Below are 23,227 nucleotides of genomic sequence, written 5' to 3' on the forward strand. Positions count from 1 at the left end.
CCGGATCCGTGCCCGCCGGTCCCGCGCATCCCGACCCGCTTCGGGACCCGCGCGTCGCCTCCCCCACCGAGCGCACCCGCCGGGCGCTGATCCTCACCGCCCTGACCCTGCTGGTCCCCGGCGGCGCCCAGATCATCGCCGGCAGCCGCCGGCTCGGCCGCGTGGCGCTGGGGGTCACCGTCACCGTGTGGGCCGTGCTGATCCTGGGGCTGCTGTGGTGGCTGGTCTCCCGTGCGAGCCTGATCTCGCTCATGGCCCGGGACGGCGTGCTGCTCGGGCTGGCGGTGGTCCTGGCGGCGTTGGCGGTGGGCTGGGCGGTGCTGTGGGTGGACACGTTCCGGCTGATCCGGCTGCACCTGCTCGCCCCCGGCGCGCGGAAGATCACGGCGGCGGTCACCGCGCTCGCGCTCGTGCTCACCAGCGGCGCCCTGCTCTACGGCGGCTGGGCCGCGAACACGAGCCGCGGCGCGCTCGGCGAGGTCTTCCAGGAGGGGCCGGCCGTCCCGGAGGCCGAGGGCCGCTACAACATCCTGGTCCTGGGCGCGGACGCCGGCGAGGGCCGGCAGGGGCTGCGCCCGGACTCCATGCACGTGGTCTCCGTGGACGCTCGCACCGGCGCCATCGTGATGTTCTCCCTGCCCCGCAACCTCCAGGACGCGCCGTTCGTCGAGGGCTCCCCGCTGTGGGACGTGTACCCGAACGGCTTCGACTGCGGCGACGAGTGCATCCTCAACGCCCTCTACACGGACGTGGAGGAGCATCATGCAGACCTCTACCCGGACGCCGAACACCCCGGCGCCGAGGCCATGAAGGACGCCGCCGGCGGCATCCTCGGCCTGGACGTCTCCGGTTACGCCCTCATGGACATGGGCGGCTTCGCCCAGCTGATCGACGCCATGGGCGGGGTGGACGTCGTCAGCGGCGGCTACGTGGTGCACCGCGGCGTCCGGCCCGACGGCGCCTGGGGCAACATCTGGTGGGAGCCGGGCACCCACCACTTCAACGGCGACGACGCGCTCGCCTTCGCCCGCTCCCGGCACTGGTCCACCGACTACGCCCGCATCCGCCGGCAGCAGTGCATGCAGGCGGCGATGCTGGAGCAGTTCAGCCCCGCCACCGTGCTCACCCGCTTCGAGGGGATCCTCGCGGCGGGCCAGCAGATCGTGACCACCGACCTGCCGCAGTCCCAGCTCGGCACGTTCGTGGACCTCGCCGAGCGCTCACGCGGCCAGAAGATGCGGCGGCTGACCATCGGCCCGCCCGACTTCGGCGACACGGGCACCCACTTCACCACCTACCCCGACTACGACCTCGTCCACCGCCGCGTGGACGAGATGCTGGCCGACGCGTCCGTGACCGCCGGGTCGGACCCGACCGGCGTCTCGGCGACCCCGCTGCTCACCGTGCTGGCCGTCGTCGCGCAGGAGACGCAGGCCCCCGACGTCGATGAGGACGACCCGGCCACGTGGCCGGCCCCGCCGACCCGCTCCGACGGCGAGCCCTTCACCGCCGAGGACCTGATGACGGCCGAGGACCTGGGCCAGGAGGACGTGCTGAACCACGCGTCCTCGTCGAACGGGCTGTGCGTCCCCGCCCCGTGAGGCGCGACGCGCGGGCCGACGGGCTGACCTAGGCTGGGCGCATGCACGTCCTGAAGCCCGTGATCCGTGACTACGCCTGGGGCTCCCCCACGCTCCTCGCCGACCTGCAGGGACGCGAGCCCACCGGCCGCCCCGAGGCCGAGCTGTGGCTGGGCGACCATCCGGGCGCCCCGTGCGTCGCCGTCGTGGCGGATGGCGCCCACGTCGGTCTGGACGAGGTGGTGGCCGCGGACCGCGAGCGCTGCCTCGGTCCCGCCGCGCCGGAGGGCCGTCTGCCCTTCCTGATGAAGCTGCTTGCCGCGGGCGCCCCGCTGTCCATCCAGGCGCACCCCACCCTGGAGCAGGCCCGCGCGGGCTACGCCGCGGAGGAGGCCGCCGGCGTGCCGGTCGACGCCCCGGAGCGCAACTACAGGGACGCGAACCACAAGCCGGAGATGCTGCTCGCGCTGACCCCCTTCGCGGCGATGTGCGGCTTCCGCTCCCCCGAGGTCTCCTCGGACAGCTTCGAGGCCCTGTCTCGCGCCCTCACCGAGCGGGCGGACGGGGACACGTCCGCCGTCGCCGTCGCCGCCGCCCGGATCAGCCAGGCCCTCGCCGCCGGCGACCTCGAGGACGCGTTCACCTCGATCCTCGACCCCGACTCCGTGTGGGGCGCTCCCGGCGCCGTCGCGCAGGTCGTGGACGTGCTGCGGGCCGCGCCGGACCTGGCCGAGCGCGACCCCTCGCTGGCCACGGCCCTCGAGGTCGCCCAGCACCACCCGGACGACCCCGGCGTGGTGGTGGCCATCCTGCTCAACCGCGTGGATCTGGCCCCGGGTCAGGCCGTCCACCTGCCGGCCGGCAACGTGCACGCGTACCTGCACGGGCTGGGCGTGGAGGTCATGGCGGCCTCGGACAACGTGCTGCGCGGCGGACTCACCCCGAAGCACGTGGACGTGCCCGAGCTGCGCCGCGTGGTCACCTTCGAGGCGCTGCCGGTGCCCTCCACCGAGCCCGAGCGCGTGGCCGACTCCGTGGTGGCCTTCCGCCCGCCGTTCGAGGAGTTCGAGCTGCTCCAGGCCACCCTCGAGGACGACGCCGTCCACGGCCTCGACGTGCACGGGCCCGGGATCGCGGTGGTCACCCGCGGCAGGGCGCGCCTGGCCCTGGCCGGCCAGGAGATCGAGCTGGGCCCGGGCGAGGCCGTGTTCCTGCCCGCCGCCGAGACGGCGTCCGGCCCGCTGGCCGTCCGCGCCGCGGCCGGCGCCCCGGCCACGGTGCACGTGGCCGGCCTGCCGCGGGGCTGAACCCGGCAGTCCGGCCCGCGGGCTCAGCGGGCGTCGCGGTCCTCCAGCCACTTGGACCACTTCTTCACGTCGTGCTCGGCGTCCACGGTGCGGACCGTGCCGGACGACGAGCGCATCACGATGGACTGCGTGTGCACGCGGCCGTCGGCGAAGCGCACACCGCGCAGCAGGTCGCCGTCGGTGATGCCGGTGGCCGCGAAGTAGCAGTGGTCGGAGGTGACCAGCTCGTTCGTGGTCAGCACGGCGTCGAGGTCGAGGCCGGCGTCGAGGGCCTTCTGCTTCTCGGCGTCGTCGGTGGGGGCCAGGCGACCCTGGATGATGCCGCCGGTGGCCTTGATCGCGCACGCGGTGACGATGCCCTCCGGGGTGCCGCCGATGCCCATCATCATGTCCACGCCGGTGTCCGGGCGGGCAGCGGCGATGGCACCGGCGACATCGCCGTCCAGGATGAACTTCACGCGGGCGCCGGCCTGACGGATCTCCTTGACCAGGCCCTCGTGGCGGGGGCGGTCCAGCACGCACACGGTCACCTGGGAGACGGGCTTGTCCAGGGCCTTGGCCACGAGGTTCACGTTCTGCTTCACCGGCAGGCGCATGTCCACGAAGTCGGCGGCCTCGGGGCCCACCACGAGCTTGTCCATGTAGAACACGGCCGACGGGTCGAACATGGTGCCGCGCTCGGCCACCGCGAAGACGGAGAGCGCGTTGTTGTAGCCCATGGCGGTCAGGCGGGTGCCGTCGATCGGGTCCACGGCCACGTCCACGGCGGCGCCGGAGCCGTCACCGACCTGCTCGCCGTTGAACAGCATGGGGGCCTCGTCCTTCTCGCCCTCGCCGATCACCACGGTGCCGTCCATGGCCACGGTGTCCATGAACGCGCGCATCGCGTCCACCGCGGCGCCGTCCGCCTTGTTCTTGTCCCCGTAGCCCACCCAGGGGCTCGCGGCGATGGCCGCCGCCTCGGTCACCCGCACCAGCTCCATGGCCAGGTTGCGGTCCGGGACGTGGTTCTCGTAGCCGGTCTTCTCCGAGGACGCGCTGGTCATCGCTGCTCCGATCCTTGCTCGCGGCGCTCCGTCCGCACGGGACGGGGCGTGAGGGCGGCTCTGCCCCGGTCCTCATCCTACGGGGGCGGCCTCCCGCGGGTGGCACAATGCTGACCGTGAGCTCCGCCGACCCCCACTCCCCCGCCCCCCGCCCCGTCCTGACCGCCAAGCAGGCGCAGCGGGCCCGGCAGCCGTGGATGGCCATGGTGCTCTCCCTGGTGGCGCTGCTGGCGATCGTGGCCGTGGTCCTCCTGCTCAACCCGGAGCCGCCGCAGCGGCCCCGCGAGGACCGCGTCGACGTCGCCGCCGAGGCCGCCACGGTCCCCCACGACGACGGCGACCTGCCGGCCCTGGCGCCCGAGGTGCCGGAGTCCTGGTACGCCAACTACGCCCGCCTGCAGAAGCTGGACGGCGTCTCCACGTGGGACGTCGGCTGGGTGGTCACGGACACGGTGTTCGCGGGCCTGCAGCAGGCCGAGGACGTCGACCCCACCTGGGTGAGCCTGCGGGTGGACCAGGTCCCGACGTCGGAGACGATCGAGATCGACGGGATCGCGTGGGACCTCCACGCCGATCCGAAGAAGCCGGAGCGACGGCTCGTGGCGGAGGTGGACGGCACCACCGTGGTGCTGACCACCACCGGCGACCAGGCCGTCCTCGAAGACCTGGCGCACGGCGTCGCGAAGGAGACCCGATGACCCCCCACACCCGCCCCGAGACGACGCCGGCCCCCGACGTCGTCGTCCCCACCTCCGACCTCACGCCTGCTGAGGCGTGGGAGGTCCTCGCCGAGGGCAACCGCCGCTTCGTGGCGGGCGAGCCGAGCCACCCGAATCAGAACGCGGAGCGGCGCAGCGACCTGACCGCCGGTCAGGCCCCGGTCGCCGTGATCTTCGGCTGCGCCGACTCGCGCCTGGCGGCCGAGATCATCTTCGACCTCGGCCTCGGCGACGTGTTCGTGGTGCGCACGGCAGGCCACGTGATCGACGACGCCGTGCTGGGCTCCATCGAGTACGGCGTGGACGTGCTGGAGATCCCGCTCGTCATCGTCCTGGGCCACAACTCGTGCGGCGCCGTCACGGCGACGGTCGAGTCCTACATCTCCGGCACCATGCCGCGCGGCTTCGTGCGCCCCCTCGTGGAGCGCATCATCCCGTCCGTGCTGGCCGGTCGCCGCCGCGGCCTGGAGGAGGTCGACGAGTTCGTGGCCGAGCACGTGGACCAGACCTGCGACCACCTCCTGGAGACCTCGCAGTCCGTCCGCGCAGCCGTCGAGTCGGGGCGCACCGCCGTCGTCGGGCTCACCTACTCACTGTCCGAGGGCACCGCGCGGCCGGGCCGCGTGCACGGCGACCTGGCGGTCTGACGACGCCGGGCGTCCGGTGCGGCACCGGGCGCCCGCGCCGTCCTAGGATGTGACCATGACCGCAGAGAACACCGATCAGCAGTTCCGCATCGAGCACGACACCATGGGCGAGGTGAAGGTGCCGGTGAACGCGCTCTACCGTGCCCAGACCCAGCGCGCCGTGGAGAACTTCCCGATCTCCGGCAAGGGCCTCGAGCCCGCCCACATCCACGCCCTCGCGCAGGTCAAGAAGGCCGCGGCCAAGGCGAACGCCGAGCTGGGCATCATCTCGCAGGAGCGCGCGGACGCCATCGTCGCCGCCGCGGACCAGGTCATCGCCGGCGACCACGACGACCAGTACCCGATCGACGTGTTCCAGACCGGCTCCGGCACCTCCTCGAACATGAACACCAACGAGGTGCTCGCCACCCTCGCCACCCGCGCCCTGAAGGAGGCCGGCTCCGAGGACGAGGTGCACCCCAACGACCACGTCAACGCCTCCCAGTCCTCGAACGACGTGTTCCCGACCTCCGTGCACGTGGCCGTCACCGCCGCCCTCGTGAACGACCTCGTCCCGGCGCTGGACCACCTGGCCGTCTCCCTCGAGAAGAAGGCGGAGGACTTCGCCGGCATCGTGAAGTCCGGCCGCACCCACCTCATGGACGCCACCCCGGTGACCCTGGGCCAGGAGTTCGGCGGCTACGCCGCGCAGGTCCGCTACGGCATCGAGCGCATCCAGTCCGCGCTGCCGCGCGTGGCCGAGGTCCCGCTCGGCGGCACCGCCGTGGGCACCGGCATCAACACCCCGAAGGGCTTCTCCGCCCGCGTGATCGAGCTGCTCGCCGAGGAGACCGGCCTGCCGCTGACCGAGGCGCGCAACCACTTCGAGGCCCAGGCCAACCGTGACGGCCTCGTGGAGGCCTCCGGCCAGCTGCGGAACATCGCGTTCTCGATCATGAAGATCAACAACGACCTGCGCTGGATGGGCTCCGGCCCGAACACCGGCCTCGGCGAGATCGCCCTCCCGGACCTGCAGCCGGGCTCCTCGATCATGCCGGGCAAGGTCAACCCCGTGATCTGCGAGGCCGCGATCATGGTGTGCGCCCAGGTGATCGGCAACGACACCACCGTCGCCCTGTCCTCCACCAACGGCGCGTTCGAGCTCAACGTGGGCATCCCCGTGATGGCCGCCAACCTGCTCGAGTCCATCCGCCTGCTGGCCAACACGACGCGCGTCATGGCGGACAAGATGATCGACGGCATCGAGGCCAACGAGGAGCGCTGCGCCTTCCTCGCCGGCGCCTCGCCGTCCATCGTGACCCCGCTGAACAAGGTGATCGGCTACGAGGCCGCCGCCAAGATCGCCAAGCACTCCGTCGCGAACAAGATGACCGTGCGCGAGGCCGTCGTGGACCTCGGCTACGTCGAGCGCGGCGAAGTCACCGAGGAGCAGCTGGACAAGGCCCTGGACACCATGTCCATGACCCACCCGGAGTGATCCGGCGGATCCGGTGAGCGGCGCGACGCCGCCTCCCGAGCCACGACGACGAGCGGCCGTCCTCCCGTGCGGAGGGCGGCCGCTCGTCGTTCACGCCAGCACCAGCACTCCGGCGGCCGCCGCCACCATCGCCGGCCCGAACGGCAGCGCCGTCCGCCCCGTCGCCCGGCCCGCGAGCACCAGCACCCCGGCCACCACTCCGCCGAGCAGGATCGCGCCCACCCCCGCGGCGAGCACCGCCGTCGGACCGAGCACCCCCGTGTACACGCCCAGGCCGCCGGCGAGCTTCACGTCCCCCATCCCGAGGCCACCGCGGCTGAGCACGTGCAGCGCGAGCATCGCCACGGTGTAGCCGAGACCGCCCACCAGGCTGCAGAGCGCCAGGTCACCCCGGCCCGCCAGCAGCGCTCCCCCGGTCATCGCCGCCAGCCCGCCCAGCGCCAGCCGCAGCGTCCACCGGTTCGGCAGCCGATGCTCGCGCAGGTCCGTGCGCACGAGCACGCCCGCGCACACCGCGAACCACACCAGCCCCAGGGACCACAGCACCGCCGTCGCCGTCGCGCCGTGCGTCCACGCCCACCCCACCCCGCTCATGCGCCCAGCCTAGGCCGGGCGGCGCGCCCGCCGGGCCGCCGTCCACAGGGCGATCCGGCCACCTCGCGTTCACGGTCCGGCCACCCGGTGTTCTGCCCACAGCGCAACCGGAGCCGCCCATTGCGACGAGCCCTCGCGTGGGTCTACTGTGAAGTCACGAGCTTCCGGCCGTCTGATGGACGTACGGGGCTCACACAGACCCCATGGCCTCAATCCCGTTTCAAAGGGGCCATGGTGGCGGGCTTCCTCGGTCCCCCATCCCCCCTCCGCGGGGCCGAGCACCCCCGCCGGGGGCCGCTGCTTCGGCAGCGGCCCCTTTTTCATGCCCGGCTCAGGCTCGGCCCTCCTCCAGCAGGTCCGTGACCAGCGCGGCGATCGGGGAGCGCTCGGAACGGGTCAGCGTCACGTGCCCGAACAGCGGGTGGCCCTTGAGGCGCTCCACCACGGCCGCGATGCCGTCGTGCCGGCCCACGCGCAGGTTGTCCCGCTGGGCGACGTCGTGGGTCAGCACGACCTTCGAGTTGCGGCCCATCCGGCTCAGCACCGTGAGCAGCACGTTCCGCTCGAGCGACTGCGCCTCGTCCACGATCACCCACGCATCGTGCAGCGAACGGCCGCGGATGTGCGTCAGCGGCAAGATCTCCAGCATCCCGCGGTCCACCACCTCGTCCACCACGGACGGGGAGACCAGGGCGCCCAGGGTGTCGAACACGGCCTGCGCCCACGGGCCCATCTTGTCGCCCTCGGAGCCGGGCAGGTAGCCGAGGTCCTGGCCGCCGACGGCGTACAGCGGGCGGAACACGACCACCCTGCGGTGCTCGCGGCGCTCCATCACGGCGTCGAGGCCCGCGCACAGCGCCAGCGCGGACTTGCCGGTGCCCGCGCGGCCGCCGAGGGAGACGATGCCCACGCTCGGATCCGTCAGCAGCTCGATGGCCAGCCGCTGCTCGGCGGAGCGGCCGTGCAGGCCGAACACGTCGCGGTCCCCGCGCACCAGGCAGGCTCGGCCGCCCTCGCCGACCCGGGCCAGGGCGGAGCCCCGGGGCGCGGTGAGCACCAGCCCCGTGTTGACCGGCAGGCGGACCGCCTCGGCCGGGGCCTCCTCCGGCCCGGTCTCGACGCCCGTGCCGGTCAGGGTCCCCAGCGGGACGCCGGCCAGGTCGACCTCGCCGTCGTCGTAGAGGGCGTCCAGCCGCTCCTGCGCCACGCTGAGGGAGACGGTGCCGCGCCAGCCCGAGTCACGCACGAGCTCGTGGCGGTACTCGTCCGCGGCGAGGCCCATGGCCGCCGCCTTCACGCGCATCGGCAGGTCCTTGGACACGACCGTGACCGTGGCGCCCTCGTCCGCGAGCGCCTTCGCGACGGCGAGGATGCGGGAGTCGTTGTCCGTGCCGCGGATGCCCAGGGGCAGCACGTCCACGGATACGTGGTTCAGTTCGATCCGCAGCGTGCCGCCCTCGGGGGTGATCGGCACGGGCTGGTCCAGCGCGCCGTGGCGGCCGCGCAGGTCGTCGAGCAGGCGCAGGGCCGTGCGCGCGTAGTAGCCGAGGTCGGGGTCGGCGCGCTTGGCCTCGAGCTCCGAGACCACCACGAGCGGCAGGACCACCTCGTGCTCGGCGAAGTGCAGCAGGGCGCGCGGGTCCGAGAGCAGCACGGACGTGTCCACCACGTAGGTCCGCAGGCCGGTCGCCTCCGCCGGCCCCGCCTCGGCGCGCGCCTGGCCCGGCCGGCTCGGCGGCTCCTGCCGGGTCTGCGCGTGCTCCACGAGCTCTGCCACCATGTCTGCCTCCTGTGCCGGTGAACCATGTGGGCGGGGGTCCGCCCACGGGCCACGCTAGGAAGCGGCGTCGTCCGCCGGGGCCCGGCACGGTGAACCCGGGATGAAGTCGCGGTGACGGTCCGTCCGGGCCCCGCCACGGTCCCCGAGGGCCAGTGCTCTCTACACTGGAGACGCGCCGCCGACGTCCCGACGGCCGCCCGCTCCCCGTCCCCAGGAGGGCCCTTGAGCATGCACCGCCCGTCCCCCGGCCTGCCCGATCTGCCGGGCGGCCCGGCCCCCGCCCCGACCCTGGCCGAGCGCGCCGGCGGCCGCCTGCTGGGCGCCGTCGCGCCCACCGCCGTGCTGATCGCGGCCATGTGGGTCGCGCAGTTCGTGCTGATCTTCCTCGGCCGGGTGATCATCCCCGGCGTGGGGCTGATCCCGCGACGCCTCGAGGGCCTGGACGGGGTCCTGTTCTCCCCCGTGCTGCACGCCGGCTGGGCCCACTTGATCGGCAACACGACGGCGCTGCTCGTCCTCGGTCCGCTGGCCGCCCTGGTCTCGCGCCGACCGGTGGCCCTGCTCGTCTGCGCCTGGCTGGGATCGGGCCTGCTGACCTGGGTGATCGGCACCCCGGGCGTGCACATCGGCGCCTCCGGGATCGTGTACGCGCTGATCGCGTTCCTGATCGTCTACGGGATCGCGGTGCGGCGGATCGGGGCGGTCGTCGTCTCCGTGCTCGTCGCGCTCACGCACCTGGGCTCGAGCCTGATCGGCCTGCTGCCGGCCCCCGGCATCTCGTGGACCGGCCACCTGGCCGGGGCCGTCGTCGGGGTGCTGCTGGGCCTGTGGTGGGGCCGCGCCGACCGTCAGGTGCCGAACCGGCGCTGACGGCTGCCGTAGTCGCGCAAGGCACGCAGGAAGTCGACCTTGCGGAACGCGGGCCACATGGCCTCGCAGAAGTAGAACTCCGAGTACGCGGACTGCCAGAGCAGGAACCCGGAGAGCCGCTGCTCCCCGGACGTGCGGATGACCAGGTCCGGGTCCGGCTGGCCGCGCGTGTAGAGCCGGTCCGCGATCTGCTCGACGGTGACGGACTCGGCCACCTCCGCCGCGCTGTGGCCCAGGGCGTGCTCGTCCCGCAGCAGCTCGCGCACGGCGTCGAGGATCTCCTGGCGGCCCCCGTAGCCCACGGCCACGTTCACGTGCACGCCGTCGTGGCCCTTGGTCTGTTCGGCCACCTCGGCGAGCCGTCGCGCCATGGGCTCGGGGAGCAGGTCCACCGCGCCGACCGGCTGCACGCACACGGGGGCGCGGCCCTCGGCCGACTGGGCGAGGCGCTCCGCCGTCGTCTGGATGATCTCCAGGAGCGGGGCGAGCTCCTCCGCCGGACGCCGCAGGTTCTCGGTGGAGAGCATGTAGAGCGTGACCACGGGGATGCCGGCCTCGTCGCACCAGCCGATGAAGTCGAGGATGCGCTCAGCGCCGGCCTGGTGGCCCTGCTGCGTGGACGCCCCGAACGCGCGGGCCCAGCGACGGTTGCCGTCCACCAGCACGCCGATGTGCCGTGGCAGGCGCTCCGGGTCCAGGCCGCGCGTCAGCCGCCGCTCGTACAGGCGGTAGAAGGCCTCGGGTCGACCCACGGCGCGCTCCCCTCTCGGACGGTCCTGCGAGCCTCCAGGATACGCGCGCGGCACACAGCGACCATCCCGTGCCCCGGCCCCGGGCCGACCGACGACAATGGAGGCATGGACCCTGTGACACCCCTCCGCGAGACCGACGCCGCCCGTCGCCTGCGCTGGCGCATCGAGCGCATCCGCGACCCCGACCATCCGCTGTACAAGCCCCGACTGCGCGGTTGGATCCACGCGGTCATGGCGCCGCTGACGCTGGCGGCCGGCATCGTGCTCATCGTGCTCGCGCCGACCGCGACGCTGCGGTGGGCCAGCGCGGTCTACACCGTGACGGGCCTGCTGCTGTTCGCGGTCTCGGCGACGTACCACCTGGTGCAGTGGAACGAGGTGGTCTCCCGTGTCCTCAAGCGGTTGGACCACACGAACATCATGCTGGTCATCGCCGGCACCTACACGCCGCTCTCCCTGGCCCTGCTGGCTCCGGACCGGGCGCGGGTGCTGCTCACCCTGGTGTGGGTGGGGGCCGTGGCCGGCGTCGCGTTCCGGGTGCTGTGGACGGATGCCCCGCGCTGGCTCTACACGCCGGTGTACGTGGTGCTCGGGCTGGCGGCGCTGCTGTACCTGGGCGACTTCTTCGCCGCGGATGCGGCGGCGGGGTGGCTGATCGTGGCCGGCGGCGTCGCGTACATCACGGGCGCGGTCTTCTACGCGCTGCAGGCCCCCACGATCCACCGCGAGTGGTTCGGCTTCCACGAGCTGTTCCACGCCTTCACGGTGGCCGGCTTCGTGTGCCACGCCGTCGCCATCTATCGGGCGGTGCTCGTCGTCGCCTGAGGGTGGCGGGGACGGGGGTCTGCGCCCCGCCGGGCAGCGCCGAGGCCCGCAGACGCGCCGCTACGGCAGGGACGTAGCGGCGCGTCTGCGGGCCTCAAGGGTTGGGCGTCGAGTCCCGGGCGGCGCCTGAGCGTGCCCGGGCCCGACGGCGGTCAGTCGCGTCCGGTGTCCGGGGCCTGGGGCTCCGGGGCCGGCTCCTGGAGGTAGCCGGGGTACTTCTCCTGCAGGCGGCGCAGCCGGTCCTCGGAGTCCGCGTCCAGGTGCTCGCCGCCCGCGCGCGCCTCGTCCGGCAGGTGCTGCTGATGGCGCTCCACGAGCATGGCCTCGGCCTGCGGGGAGCGCTGCTGGACGCGGCGCACGGAGCGGACCATGACGCGGAAGACGATGATCGCCATGACCACCATGAGCGCGGTGAACAGGAACCCTTCGATGCCGGGGGTGACCTCCGCCTCCTCGAGCCCGGGGCGCAGCGTCGGCTCCGGGACGGCGGGCACCGGCGCGGGGCTCGCGGCCGCGAGCGCGGTGAGGACGAGGGGAAGGCCAGACAGGGGTGTCACGCCGCCCCACTCTACCGGCCCCGGCCGCACGGCCCGAGCCGGGTCGGCTCAGCGCAGGCCGGCGAAGAGGTCGTGCTCCGGCAGCTCGGAGGGCACGCGCGAGTCGATCAGCGCGAAGTCCTCCCACGGCCAGGCGCGCCGCTGCAGATCATGGGGGGCGTCGAAGAACATGCCGTCGGGGTCGATCTGGGTGCGATGCGCCCGCAGGGCGGCGTCGCGCTCGTCGAGGAAGCCGGTGACGTCCACCTGCGTGGTGACGTCGTGGTCCGCGGTGACCCACGGCGGGATGACCTCCGGGTCGGGCACGTCCTCCCCGGCTTCGCGGCGGCGCAGCACCTCGCGCATCGCGTCCATCGCGTCGAACATCATCAGGCGTCGGGCGAACGGCACGTCCTCGCCGTCGGCCTCGGCCACCGCGGCCATCGTGCGGAACTTCCGCGGGTTGAAGCCGCAGTCGTAGTAGACCTTCGAGACCTCCCAGGCGGGCCCGGCCTCGGGGTACTCGTCGGCGAGGCCCGCGGCCCGGTACGCCTCCATCGTCACGGCGTGGGCCTGCAGGTGGTCCGGGTGGGGGTAGCCGCCGACCTCGTCGTAAGAGATGAGCACGTGCGGGCGGAACCGGCGCACGAGCGAGATCAGCGGGGCCGCCGCATCCCGGAGCGGGATCTCGGCGAAGCAGTTCGCCGGGAGGGCCGGCAGCGGATCCCCCTCGGGCAGGCCCGAGTCGAGGAAGCCGAGCCAGGCGTGCCGGATGCCGAGGATGCGCGCGGCCTCCGCCATCTCCTCGCGGCGCACGGCCGCGATGTCCCGGTCGGCCCGGGTGGTGTCCCCGAACGACGGGTTGAGCAGGGTGCCGGCCTCGCCGCCGGTGCACGTGACGACCATGACCTCGGCCCCGGCCGCCGCGTAGGCGGCCATGGTGCCGGCCCCCTTCGAGGACTCGTCGTCCGGGTGGGCGTGCACCGCCATGAGGCGCAGCCCGGTGGAGGGCGGCAGGGCGGTGCCTGCGGCGGGCTGGGCCTGGGGGGTCTGATCGGCCACGGGGATCGCACACTCCTGTCCGGATGGCGGGGCCGCCGCGGGGGCGACGGCGTGAGGGGGCTGGGCCGACGTCCTTATCGGCCTCCGGCGGCGGGCAGCGGCTAGGGTGGAGGGGATGTCCCACCACGCCCCCGCGGTCCGCGCGCAGGACCCCACACTAGCCAACCGGTACGGCACGGACCACACGCGTCCGGACCGTCGTCGGCTGTGGGCGGGCCTCGGCGGGCTCGGGCTGGTCGTGGCCGTGCTGCTGTCCGTGTGGATCGGCCTGAACATGTCCGTGGGCGCCATCGAGTACAAGGACGTCGGCTTCACCATCGAGGACGACGGCCACGCGACCGTCACCTTCCAGGCCTCCGTCCCGGAGGGCGTGCAGGCCGAGTGCGATGTGCTCGTCACCGACTCCCACGCCGCCCCCGTCGGCTTCCGCACCGTCCGCCTGGAGACCCTGCCGGCCGACCGGCGGGACTCCCCCTCGGACGCGCAGCAGCGCTACACCGTGGACGTGCGCACCGTGGTGCGGGGCGACTCCGGCATCGTCGAGACCTGCCGCAAGGTCTGAGCCCTCCCGGCCGCTCCGCCCTCGGCGTAGCGGCCGCCTTTGGTGTGACGCACGCCGCCCGGATAGACTCGTCGGAGCATTCCCGCCCCGCCGGTGAGTCAGGCAGGCGTCGCACGGAGCCCTCGGGTCACGCGCGTCCTCCTGGTCGGCGGGGTCTTTCGCATGCGGGCGCGTCCGCCGGACGCGGATCGCGCACCGGATACGGTGCGCCGCGCCCCGGACTCCGCATCACCCGAGACAGAAAGGCGGAACAGAGCATGACCACCAGCCAGTCCGACGCCCCGTGGCTGACCCAGGAGGCGTACGACCGCCTCTCCAAGGAGCTCGAGCACATCTCCGGCCCCGGTCGCCAGGAGATCATCGAGCGCATCGAGGCCGCGCGCGATGAGGGCGACCTCAAGGAGAACGGCGGCTACCACGCCGCCCGCGAGGAGCAGTCCAAGAACGAGGGCCGCATCGCCGAGCTGAAGCACCTGCTCGAGACCGCCCGCGTCGGCGAGGCCGCCGAGAACGACGGCGCCGTGCACCCGGGCACCGTGGTGACCGCCGTCGTCGCCGGCGACGAGATGACGTTCCTCTTCGGCAACCGCGAGATCGCCGCGGACGACGAGTCGCTCGAGGTCTACTCCGAGCGCTCCCCGCTCGGCGAGGCCATCAACGGTGCCAAGAAGGGCGACAAGGTCTCCTACACCGCCCCGAACGGCAAGGACATCAAGGTCGAGGTCAAGGACGTCCAGCCCTACTCCGGCTGACCGACCCCGACTCCGACGACGGCCGCGGTCCCCTCCAGGGGCCGCGGCCGTCGTCCGTCCCGGGTCCCACCGCGCCCCCGTTGCTACTCTGGCCCCATGCTGACCGTCGAGAAGGCGCACCTGCTGCTCACCCGCGAGGACGGGCTCTCCGAGAGCCCCTCCCACCACCGCGTGGCCCTTGCGGCCGCCGCGCTGGCCGACCACCGCTCCGCCGGGATCGTGACCCTCGAGGACGTCCCCGTGGACCGGGCCCGCGTGCTCGTGACCGCGGCCGGCACCACCGGCGACCCCGTCCTGGACTCCTCCCTCGGACAGGTCGACGCCCTGGCCGGCCGACCGCTCGTGGCCACCGTGGCGGCCGGCAAGCCGGACCTGCGCAAGGCCGTCGTCGCCCATCTGACCGAGACCGGCCGCCTCACCGAGCGCAAGGCCTTCCTGGCCACCCGGCACGTCCCCCGCGGCACCGAGCGCGCCGAGCTGCTCGCGCACCTGACCGCCGTCGTCCTGGACGAGGCAGAGCCCTCCGACGAGGACGTGCTCCTGCTCGGCGTGCTGCAGCACCTCAACCTGGCCCGGCGCCTGCTGCCGGGCGCCCACGAGCGCTATGACCGTCGCGAGATGGTCCGTCGCATCGAGACGCTGACGCGCGCGGACCTCCTGGTCCAGGCCGTGCGCCGCGCGGTGGGCGGGACCTGCGGCACCATCACCGCGGCCGCCGCCGGCTCCGTGGCCTGAGCCGGCCCGGTCAGGGCAGCGGGGCCGGGCTGTAGCCGGCCCCGCGCAGCGCCTCCAGGACCTGGGCGGAGTGCTCGGCGCCGCGGGTCTCCATGTCGATCGTGATGTGCACGCCGCCCATGGACAGCTCCGGGCCGACGCGGGTGTGGTCCACGCGCACCACGTTGGCGTCCGTGTCCGCGATGATCCGTGAGATCGTGGCCAGCTCGCCCGGGCGGTCCCGCAGCGGGATGCGCACGGTCATATAGCGCCCCGCGGCCGACAGTCCGGCCTGGATGGACTTCAGCATGAGCATCGGATCGATGTTCCCGCCGGAGAGGATCACTGCGGTGGTGCCGAGCTCGAAGCCCAGGTCCGCCGTGCGGCCCGCCAGCAGGGCGGCCACCCCGACGGCGCCCGCCGGCTCCACGACGAGCTTGGAGCGCTCGAGGAGGTGGACGAGGGCGGCGGCGATCTCGTCGTCCGTGACGGTCACGACGGCGTCCACCAGCTCGGCGGCGATCCGCAGCGGCAGGGCCCCGGGCCTGCCGACGGCGATGCCGTCCGCGATGGTGGACACGCTCTCCAGCACCTGGACGCGGCCCTCCTCGAGGGAGCCGGGGAACGCGGCGGCGGTGGCCGCCTGCACGCCGATGACGCGCACCGTGCGCCCACGACGCCGGGCGGCCTCCTTGAGGGCCACGGCCGTGCCGGCGATGAGCCCCCCGCCGCCGATGCCCATGATCACGGTGTCCACGTCCGGCAGCACGTCGAGGATCTCGAGGCCGACGGTGCCCTGGCCCGCGATGACGGCCGGGTCGTCGAACGGCGGGATGAACACGGCACCGGTCTCCGTGGCCCACCGCTGCGCCTCGGCGAGGGACTCATCCACGGTGGAGCCGTGCAGGACGACCTCGGCACCGTGGTCCCGGGTGGCCTGCAGCTTGGGCAGGGCCACGCCGTGCGGCATGAAGATGCGGGCGCGGATGCCGAGCTTGGCGGCCGCGAGGGCGACGCCCTGGGCGTGGTTGCCGGCCGATGCGGCCACGACGCCGCGGCCGCGCTCCTCCTCGCTCAGCTGCGCCATCCGCACGTAGGCGCCGCGGACCTTGAACGAGCCGGCCCGCTGCAGGTTCTCGCACTTCAGGTGCACGTCCGTGCCCACGGCCCGGGAGAGCGCCCGGGAGTGCTGCAGCGGGGAGAGCTCGGCGATCCCGCGCAGCGTCTCGCGCGCCCGCTCGATCTCCTCGAGGGTGACGGGCAGCTCTGCCGGGGCCGGCGGACCGTCGGCGGGCCGCACCCACCGGGGCGACGGCGTCGGGACGGTCCGGTCCGGGGTGTTCGTGGCCTGCGCCGCGCCCATCAGGCGTCGTCCCCGTGCCGGGTGCCCGCGTCGGCCTCGGAGGCGAGGGCGGCGTCCTCGTGCGTCGAGGGGCGGTCCCGGTGGGAGCCGGCCGTCTCGTCCTCCGCGCCGCCCGGTTCGAGGGCGTGGTCCGTCCGCTCCGTGAGCTCCTCGGGAGTGTCGGCGGTGAGGGCGCGGACGAAGCTGTTCACGAAGGCCAGCACCGGCACGGCGAACACGGCGCCCGCCAGACCGAGGACGGTGGAGCCGGCGGCGACGGCCAGGAACACGGCCAGCGGGTGCAGCGCGACGGCCTTGCCCATCACGAGCGGCTGCAGGACGTTCGACTCGATCTGCTGCACGAGCAGCACCACGCCCAGCATGAGCAGCGCGTTGACCAGGCCGTTGGACATCAGCGCCAGGAGCACCGCCATCGCGCCGGTCAGGGTGGCGCCGATCATCGGGATGAACGAGGCCAGGAACACGAGCACGGCCAGCGGGATGGCCAGCGGCACCCCCAGGATCAGGGCGCCGATGCCGATGCCGACGGCGTCGATGAACGCCACGAAGATCTGGACCCGCACGTAGGAGCCGAGCGACTGCCAGCCCGAGCGGCCCGCGCGGCCCACGGTGGCCCGGTGCGCCTTCGGCACGAAGATCAGCAGGAAGCGCCAGATGCGGTCGCCGTCGTAGAGGAAGAAGATCAGGGAGAACAGGGCGATGAACAGGCCCGCACCGATGTTGACGGCCGTGGAGCCGAACGAGACGGCGCTGTTCATGACCGTGGTGGAGTTGTCCCGCAGCGTCTGCCACAGGCCCTCCAGCCCGGCACCGGAACGGGGGATCTCCACGCCCACGCCGGCCAGCCAGGCGATCGCGTCGTCGACGGCCTGGCCCAGCTGGTCGCCCAGTTGGGCGAAGCCCTGGACGATCTGCTGACCGGCGAGCCCCATGAGGCCCACCACGACGACGACCAACAGCAGCACGCACAGCAGGGCGGCCGCGACGCCCGGCACCTTGATGCGCCGCATCGCCTGGTACACCGGGGCCAGCAGGGTGGCCAGCAGCGCGGCCACCAGGATGGGGATCAGCACGAGGCTCACGAAGCTGAGCAGGTACACCACGACGCCGACGCCGATGACGACGGCCACCAGCCGCCAGGACCAGGCTGCGGCCACCGTCAGCCCATAGGGCACGTCCTTGTTGATCTTGGTCTGGGCCGCCAGGGTCGAGCTCACGCGCGATCCTCCTCGTGTGGGTGGTCGGGGACATGGGGGGTCAGACCCCACTGGACGCTCCAGCGGGCGTGCGGGGCGAGCCGGTGCAGGCCCTCCCCCGAGTTCAGGGCGTCCGCGGGAGCGGTGAGCGGCTCCACCGCGAGTGCCGTGTCACGGCCGGGCAGCCGGTCCGTGACGAAGACGTGGGTGTAGGCGAACGCGTGGTCGGTCCACAGGGTCACGGCGCGGCCGTCCGCGGCGAGCAGGGTCTGGCGGTGCCGGCCGTCGGCGTCCGGGGTCAGGCCGGTGAAGCACACGTCCAGGGCGGCCTCGCCCACGGCCCGGCCGCGGCGGAAGTCCAGGTCGGTGCCGTCCACCGGCAGGGTCTCCACGGGGATGAGGTCCTCCCCCGTGCGGATCCAGGCGTCCGCGGGCACGCGCAGGCTCAGCTCCGCCGTCGGGACGTCCCCGATCCGCAGGAACGGGTGGGAGCCGACCGCCACGGGCACGGTGGCGTCCGTGTGGTTCTGCACCTCGGCGGTGACGGTGAGGCCGCCGTCCGCCTCGAGCTCGTACGTGACGCGGTGGGTGAGCCGGAACGGCCAGCCGTGCTGGGGGTGGATCTCACCGCGCAGGGTCACCGCGTGGGCGGAGAACGTCTCGGTGACGAAGTGGGTGTTGCGCAGCAGGCCGTGGCTGGCGTGGCCGCGCGCGGGTTCGGTGACGTCCAGGCGCTGCTCGACGCCGTCCAGGATCCAGCGGGCGCCGGCGACGCGGTTCGGCCAGGGGCTCATCTGGATGCCGTTGGCGGCGGGCGGGACCACGTCCGGGCCGTACGGCTCGGTGAGGTCCACGCCGGACACGCGGTACCTGCGCAGGGCACCGGCCAGGCCGACGACGACGGCCTCCGCGGACCCGCGGTGCAGGCGGTGCTGGGTGCCGGTGGCGTCCGGGGCCCCGAAGGCGGGCAGGTCGCTGGTCTCGGTCACGGGACCTCCTGGGTGACGGCGAGGGACCCCCTCAATCTACGCCCTCGCGGACGCAGACCGCCCCGGCCTGTGCAGGACCGGGGCGGCGGTGCGGGTCTCCGTGCGGAGACGGGACGGACGGGTCAGTCGTTGCTGCGCAGGATGGAGAGGATGCGCAGGATCTCGATGTACAGCCAGACCAGGGTCACGGTCAGGCCGAACGCGACGGACCAGGAGTACTTCTGCGGGGCGCCGTTCTTCACGCCCACGGCGGCCATCTCGAAGTCCATGGTCAGCGAGTACGCCGCGAGAAGCACGGCGAGCGCGCCGATGATCAGGCCGAGGCCGCCGGTGCGCAGGTTCGCGATGCCCGTCCAGGTCAGGACCAGGTTGACGAGCATGAACACGAGGTAGCCCAGCATGGCCGTCATGACGATCTTGGTCATGCGCGGGGTGGGGCGGAACTTGCCCGAGGTGTACAGGGCCAGCATCACCGCGAACACGGAGAGGGTGCCGAGCACGGCCTGCACCACGATGCCCGGGTAGGACGCCTCGAACACGGCGGAGATGCCGCCGAGGAACAGGCCCTCGGCCAGGGCGTAGAGCATGATCAGCACGGGGGAGGGCTCGCGCTTGAACGAGTTGACCAGGCCGAGGACGAGGCCGGCGATCGCGCCGATGATCATCAGGCCCGGCGAGAACCAGCCCACGGCGCCCGCCACCACGACGAGCACGAGCATCAGGCCGGTCTTGCCGACGACGTCGTTGAAGGTCATCCGGCCGGTCTGCTCCGGGCCGGCGGAGGGCGCGCGGAAGGCGTCCTCCATGGACTGCTGGTGCGCGTACTGCTGGGCCGCCTGGCCGGCGCCGAACGCCTGGGCCTGGCCGTACGGGCTCTGCTGCTGGCCGTACGGGGACTGCGCGGACTGCTGCCCGCCCTGGTACCAACCGGGCTGCGCCTGTCCGCCGCCCTGCATCTGCTGCTGGAAGTTCTGAGAGTTCATGACCGGATTCGCCACGGCTCGCTCCTTCGGGTCGAGTCGGCCCGGTCGCACGCCGCCGCAGTGAGCAGCGCTCGTGCCCCGGGGTTCAGCACGATCCTATCGGGATGTCTGCGTCCGCGCGCGGGGCCGGAGCGTGGATCCGCGCCGGTTCACCGGCTGTTCACGGTGGGCGCAGAAGCGAGGCGCGCGGGGAGACGCGTGGTGCCCCCGGCGGGACTCGAACCCGCAACACGCCGATTTTAAGTCGGCCGCCTCTGCCAGTTGGGCCACGGGGGCGTGGCGGGCCCGTGGACGCGGGCCCGGGTGCGGACGACGCCGGCCCCGCCCGATGCGCTCGGACGGGGCCGGCGGCCCGCTGGCTGCGGGATCAGCCCTTCGAGGACTCGAGGGCCCGCTGCCGCTCGAAGCGGCCGGGCTCGAGCTCGACGCCCGCGGCGCGGCGGAACGGGTTGAACGGGGTGTCCAGGCCCGCCACCGAGGTGGAGTCACGGCCGAACAGGGTCTCGGCGACCCAGCCGGACAGGATGCGGAACTTCCGCTCCAGGGTGGGCATCGCGTAGCCGTGGTAGCCGCGGTGGGCCAGGAACGCCGGGATGCCGGCGATCTTGGTGCCCAGCGGGTTGCCCACGCCGCGGCCGAAGCCCAGCCCCGCCACGGTGCCCAGGGACTTGTGCACGTACTCCTGCACCTCGCCCTTGCCGTGGCGCACGGCCATGTAGTTGGCGGCCAGACGCTTGGCCTGACGGATGGCGTGCTGGGCGTTCGGGACGCAGAAGCCGCCCGGGCCGGCCCCGGTCAGGTCCGGCACGGCGGAGACGTCGCCGCAGGCCCACGCACCCTCGAGCGCGCCGGCCTCGCCGTCCTTGATCTGCAGGGTGGGGGTGGCCTCCACGCGGCCGCGGTCGTCCACCGGGAAGTCGGTGCTCTTGACCACGGAGTTGGCCACCACGCCGGCGCACCACACGAGGGTGTCCGCCGCGAAGGTCTCCGCCTCCTCCTTGGAGGGCATGGCCACGAGCTTCATGACGCCGTCCGTGGCGTCGCCCAGCGAGGTGTTGAGCAGGACCTCGATGCCGCGGTCCTTCAGGTGCTCCACCACGCCCTGGGCCTGCTCCTCGGAGACCTCGGGCATGATGCGGCCCATGGCCTCGACGAGGACGATCCGGATCTCCGACTGGGAGAGGCGCTCGTTGCGCTCCACGGCGTTGCGGATGAGGTTCTCCATCTCCGCGATGGCCTCGATCCCGGCGAAGCCGCCGCCCACCACCACGAAGGTCAGGGCACGCTTGCGCTCCTCGGCGTCCGTCATCAGGGAACCGGCGTCCAGGCGCTCCAGGATCTGGTTGCGCAGCTGGACGGCCTCCTCGACCGAGCGCAGACCGATGCCCTGCTCGCCCAGACCCGGGATCGGGAACACGCGGGTCACGGCGCCCGCGGTCATCACGATGTCCTGGTACGGGATCTCGAACTCGTCGCCGCCCTCGCCGCGCACCACGGCGGTGCGGCCGGCGTGGTCCACGGACACGACGGCGCCGCGGACGACCTCGGCGTCCTTGAGGTGCGTCTGCAGGTCCACGTTCACGTGGCGGCCCTCGATGTGGCCGCCCACGACCTCGGGCAGGAACGGGTAGTACGTCATGTACGGGCGGGGGTCGACGACGGTCACGACGCCGCCGCGCTCGGCGACCTTCTTCTGCAGCTCGCGGGCGACATGGAACCCGGCGTAGCCGCCGCCGACGATCAGCAGGCGCGGCTTGGGAGACAGTTCAGGGGTGAGAGACATACCGCCAGTCTACGCACGCACGGGCCCGGCCCCTCCACTCTCCGCCGTCGTGGTCAGGACCGCAGCGAGAGCACGATCCCGTCCAGGATGTCGTGCTCGCTCGCCCAGGCCTCGGTGACGCCCGCGACCTCGGCCACCCGCTCCAGGACGGTGCTCCACAGCAGCGCGCCCGCGCCGATCACGTCCACCCGTCCCGGGTGCATGAACCCCCGCTCGGCGCGTTCGGCCCGGGTCGCCGCCACGAGGCCCTCCGCCGCCGCGCGGAACTCGGCGATCGGCAGGCGCGCACCGTGGATGGCCTCGGGCTCGTACGTGCTGAGCCCGAGGGCCTCGGCGGTCACGGTGGTCACCGAGCCGGCCACGCCGACCACGCGCGCCACGCGTTCCAGCGGCAGGCGGGCGGCGGCGTCGTCGAGGAGACGGAGCGCGTCTGCGCGGGCCGCGGTGACCTCATCCGACGTCGGGGGGTCGGAGCGCAGATGACGCTCGGTGAACCGCACGCAGCCCATGTCCAGGCTGACCGCGCCCACGACCTCGCCCGCGGGCGTGCCGACGACCAGCTCGGTGGAGCCGCCGCCGAGGTCCACGACGAGCACGAGGTCCTCCGGGCCCAGGTCCGCGGTCTCGACGGCGGAGACGGCGCCCGCGAAGGACAGGCCGGCCTCCTCGGCGCCCGAGACGACCTCCGGCTCGACGCCGAGCCGCTCCCGGACGCCGTCGACGAACGCGGCCCGGTTGGAGACGTCCCGGCTGGCGGAGGTGGCCACGAACCGGACCCGGCCGGCGTGGTGGCGCTGGACCAGGCGGGCGTACTCCTCGACCGCCGCGAAGGTGCGCTCCAGCGCGGCGTCGGAGAACGCGCCGGTGGCGTCCACGCCCTCGCCCAGGCGCACCACGCGCATCTCACGCACGACGTCGGCCAGCGGCGCCGCCGGATCGGCCCCGGCCCCGGTGGTCTCATCCGTCCCGGCCGGCCGGGAGATCAGCAGGCGGATGGAGTTCGTGCCGCAGTCCACGCCGGCCACCGTGACCTCCTCGAGCGCGGCGACGCGCTCGAGGTGCTTCACGTGCCGGGAGAGGTCCTTCGTGGGCACCGCCGCGTCCTCGTCCCACGCGCCCTCGCACGCGCAGACCTCGGGCGTCCACCACGGGGCCACCAGGGCGATCGCCTCGTCACCGAGCGGGTTCACCCCCGGCCCGGCCGCGAGCGCGTGGCCCACGAGGGCGTGCAGGCACTTCACGCGCTCGGGCATGCCGCCGGCCGAGACCCCGGCGATCTCCGGGACGGGCCCCGTGCCGGCCTCGGCCCCGACCCGGTCCCGCTCGGCGATGTAGGCCTCGTGCGCGGCGCGGTGCGCGGCGGCGAGCACGGGGTCCTGGGCGAGGCGGTCGTTCATGCGCGCCATCTCCCCGTCCGCCTCCACGCGCGAGACCGCCGCCGTCAGCACGGGGTGCGTCAGGTAAAAGGTCGTGGGGAACGGGATGCCGTTGGAGAGGCGCGGCGCGGTGGTGGCCACGAGGGGGTTGCCGCACACGCAGCGGGCGCCGATCTCCACGACGTCCCGGACCGGGCGGCCGAGCTGGCGGGACAGGGTGTCCAGGTCCTTCTCGGTGACGGTGCGGTCCTGGGCGGGGCGGGGGCTGACGGTCATGGTGTCCTCAGGGGTGCGGGGGCGGTGCGGGCGGGGGC

At 73.5% G+C, this 23,227-nt stretch carries 22 protein-coding genes and 1 tRNA gene; 10 read left to right on the forward strand and 13 right to left on the reverse strand.

The genetic code is table 11. The features are described 5' to 3' along the window. Nucleotides 1-8: 8 nt before the first annotated feature. Both AC0VX4_RS08580 and manA read left to right on the forward strand, forming a co-directional pair. Nucleotides 9-1,601 carry an LCP family protein gene (locus tag AC0VX4_RS08580; RefSeq protein ID WP_240755396.1) on the forward strand — a complete coding sequence of 531 codons (1,593 nt, stop codon included), beginning with the start codon at nucleotides 9-11 and terminating at the stop codon, nucleotides 1,599-1,601. 41 nt (nucleotides 1,602-1,642) lie between these two features. Continuing rightward, complete coding sequence (gene manA / locus AC0VX4_RS08585) at nucleotides 1,643-2,887, forward strand: mannose-6-phosphate isomerase, class I (protein ID WP_431794691.1); 1,245 nt, start codon at nucleotides 1,643-1,645, stop codon at nucleotides 2,885-2,887. 23 nt (nucleotides 2,888-2,910) lie between these two features. Here manA and glpX read toward each other — a convergent pair whose 3' ends face one another. After that, entirely contained in the window at nucleotides 2,911-3,933 is a 1,023-nt protein-coding gene (gene glpX / locus AC0VX4_RS08590; RefSeq protein ID WP_475464254.1) for a class II fructose-bisphosphatase, read from the reverse strand. 107 nt (nucleotides 3,934-4,040) lie between these two features. On the opposite strand from glpX, the gene AC0VX4_RS08595 reads away from it, so the two are divergent. Genes AC0VX4_RS08595 through AC0VX4_RS08605 form a run of 3 tightly spaced genes read left to right on the forward strand, consistent with a single transcriptional unit; the run spans nucleotide 4,041 to nucleotide 6,776 of the window. Then, nucleotides 4,041-4,631: a DUF4245 domain-containing protein gene (locus AC0VX4_RS08595; protein WP_098471267.1), complete on the forward strand. Its 591-nt coding sequence runs from the start codon at nucleotides 4,041-4,043 to the stop codon at nucleotides 4,629-4,631. Continuing rightward, nucleotides 4,628-5,299: a carbonic anhydrase gene (locus AC0VX4_RS08600; RefSeq protein WP_002854504.1), complete on the forward strand. Its 672-nt coding sequence runs from the start codon at nucleotides 4,628-4,630 to the stop codon at nucleotides 5,297-5,299. Before AC0VX4_RS08595 ends, AC0VX4_RS08600 begins: the two co-directional genes overlap by 4 nt. A 55-nt stretch (nucleotides 5,300-5,354) precedes the next feature. Beyond that, on the forward strand, nucleotides 5,355-6,776 hold the full coding sequence (locus AC0VX4_RS08605; protein ID WP_065573341.1) for a class II fumarate hydratase: 1,422 nt from the start codon (nucleotides 5,355-5,357) through the stop codon (nucleotides 6,774-6,776). Between the two features lie 90 nt (nucleotides 6,777-6,866). Here the strand turns inward: AC0VX4_RS08605 and AC0VX4_RS08610 are convergent, their stop codons facing one another. Both AC0VX4_RS08610 and AC0VX4_RS08615 read right to left on the reverse strand, forming a co-directional pair. Beyond that, nucleotides 6,867-7,370, reverse strand: coding sequence for a prepilin peptidase (locus tag AC0VX4_RS08610; protein WP_475464255.1), 504 nt, complete (start codon nucleotides 7,368-7,370; stop codon nucleotides 6,867-6,869). Between the two features lie 331 nt (nucleotides 7,371-7,701). Further along, complete coding sequence (locus tag AC0VX4_RS08615) at nucleotides 7,702-9,150, reverse strand: PhoH family protein (RefSeq protein WP_049147419.1); 1,449 nt, start codon at nucleotides 9,148-9,150, stop codon at nucleotides 7,702-7,704. A gap of 228 nt (nucleotides 9,151-9,378) precedes the next feature. On the opposite strand from AC0VX4_RS08615, the gene AC0VX4_RS08620 reads away from it, so the two are divergent. Continuing rightward, nucleotides 9,379-10,020 (forward strand): rhomboid family intramembrane serine protease, encoded by a 642-nt coding sequence (locus AC0VX4_RS08620; RefSeq protein ID WP_230277924.1) that lies wholly within the window; start codon nucleotides 9,379-9,381, stop codon nucleotides 10,018-10,020. On the opposite strand, the gene AC0VX4_RS08625 is transcribed toward AC0VX4_RS08620, so the two are convergent. Beyond that, complete coding sequence (locus AC0VX4_RS08625; protein ID WP_119217513.1) at nucleotides 9,999-10,772, reverse strand: isoprenyl transferase; 774 nt, start codon at nucleotides 10,770-10,772, stop codon at nucleotides 9,999-10,001. The genes AC0VX4_RS08620 and AC0VX4_RS08625 overlap by 22 nt on opposite strands. Nucleotides 10,773-10,877: 105 nt before the next feature. Between AC0VX4_RS08625 and trhA the strand changes: the two genes are divergently transcribed. Continuing rightward, nucleotides 10,878-11,597, forward strand: a complete 720-nt coding sequence (gene trhA / locus AC0VX4_RS08630; RefSeq protein WP_095353416.1) for a PAQR family membrane homeostasis protein TrhA — start codon at nucleotides 10,878-10,880, stop codon at nucleotides 11,595-11,597. A gap of 152 nt (nucleotides 11,598-11,749) precedes the next feature. Here the strand turns inward: trhA and AC0VX4_RS08635 are convergent, their stop codons facing one another. After that, nucleotides 11,750-12,154 carry a hypothetical protein gene (locus tag AC0VX4_RS08635; RefSeq protein WP_101965739.1) on the reverse strand — a complete coding sequence of 135 codons (405 nt, stop codon included), beginning with the start codon at nucleotides 12,152-12,154 and terminating at the stop codon, nucleotides 11,750-11,752. Between the two features lie 48 nt (nucleotides 12,155-12,202). After that, nucleotides 12,203-13,195, reverse strand: a complete 993-nt coding sequence (gene mca / locus AC0VX4_RS08640; protein WP_101965738.1) for a mycothiol conjugate amidase Mca — start codon at nucleotides 13,193-13,195, stop codon at nucleotides 12,203-12,205. A gap of 115 nt (nucleotides 13,196-13,310) precedes the next feature. Between mca and AC0VX4_RS08645 the strand changes: the two genes are divergently transcribed. From AC0VX4_RS08645 to AC0VX4_RS08655, 3 genes are all read left to right on the forward strand, one after another. Further along, the gene (locus tag AC0VX4_RS08645) at nucleotides 13,311-13,757 is read left to right on the forward strand and encodes a DUF4307 domain-containing protein (protein WP_366365477.1); all 447 of its coding nucleotides are present in this window, start codon (nucleotides 13,311-13,313) and stop codon (nucleotides 13,755-13,757) included. Between the two features lie 257 nt (nucleotides 13,758-14,014). Next, a complete protein-coding gene (gene greA, locus AC0VX4_RS08650; protein ID WP_002856531.1) occupies nucleotides 14,015-14,509 on the forward strand; it encodes a transcription elongation factor GreA in 495 nt (164 codons plus the stop codon). A 96-nt stretch (nucleotides 14,510-14,605) separates the two neighbouring features. Then, on the forward strand, nucleotides 14,606-15,244 hold the full coding sequence (locus AC0VX4_RS08655; protein WP_475464256.1) for a GPP34 family phosphoprotein: 639 nt from the start codon (nucleotides 14,606-14,608) through the stop codon (nucleotides 15,242-15,244). Between the two features lie 10 nt (nucleotides 15,245-15,254). Here AC0VX4_RS08655 and ilvA read toward each other — a convergent pair whose 3' ends face one another. The 7 genes from ilvA to AC0VX4_RS08690 all read right to left on the reverse strand — a co-directional run bounded on the left by ilvA (nucleotide 15,255) and on the right by AC0VX4_RS08690 (nucleotide 23,189). Further along, on the reverse strand, nucleotides 15,255-16,586 hold the full coding sequence (gene ilvA, locus AC0VX4_RS08660) for a threonine ammonia-lyase (protein ID WP_410992788.1): 1,332 nt from the start codon (nucleotides 16,584-16,586) through the stop codon (nucleotides 15,255-15,257). After that, entirely contained in the window at nucleotides 16,586-17,803 is a 1,218-nt protein-coding gene (locus tag AC0VX4_RS08665) for an AI-2E family transporter (RefSeq protein WP_145032142.1), read from the reverse strand. The genes ilvA and AC0VX4_RS08665 overlap by 1 nt, the downstream gene beginning before the upstream one ends. Then, nucleotides 17,800-18,771 carry an aldose 1-epimerase family protein gene (locus AC0VX4_RS08670; protein WP_475464257.1) on the reverse strand — a complete coding sequence of 324 codons (972 nt, stop codon included), beginning with the start codon at nucleotides 18,769-18,771 and terminating at the stop codon, nucleotides 17,800-17,802. The genes AC0VX4_RS08665 and AC0VX4_RS08670 overlap by 4 nt, the downstream gene beginning before the upstream one ends. 122 nt (nucleotides 18,772-18,893) lie before the next feature. Beyond that, nucleotides 18,894-19,769, reverse strand: a complete 876-nt coding sequence (locus tag AC0VX4_RS08675; RefSeq protein WP_475464258.1) for a Bax inhibitor-1/YccA family protein — start codon at nucleotides 19,767-19,769, stop codon at nucleotides 18,894-18,896. A gap of 184 nt (nucleotides 19,770-19,953) precedes the next feature. Next, nucleotides 19,954-20,030: transfer RNA gene (locus tag AC0VX4_RS08680), tRNA-Leu, on the reverse strand. A 91-nt stretch (nucleotides 20,031-20,121) separates the two neighbouring features. After that, nucleotides 20,122-21,537 (reverse strand): NAD(P)/FAD-dependent oxidoreductase, encoded by a 1,416-nt coding sequence (locus AC0VX4_RS08685; protein ID WP_002856540.1) that lies wholly within the window; start codon nucleotides 21,535-21,537, stop codon nucleotides 20,122-20,124. 53 nt (nucleotides 21,538-21,590) lie between these two features. Beyond that, nucleotides 21,591-23,189: a DUF501 domain-containing protein gene (locus tag AC0VX4_RS08690; protein ID WP_002856542.1), complete on the reverse strand. Its 1,599-nt coding sequence runs from the start codon at nucleotides 23,187-23,189 to the stop codon at nucleotides 21,591-21,593. Nucleotides 23,190-23,227: the final 38 nt, after the last annotated feature.

The organism is Micrococcus sp. 63XJN7_8_ISO-PGPR-S23-253 (genome assembly GCF_056173425.1).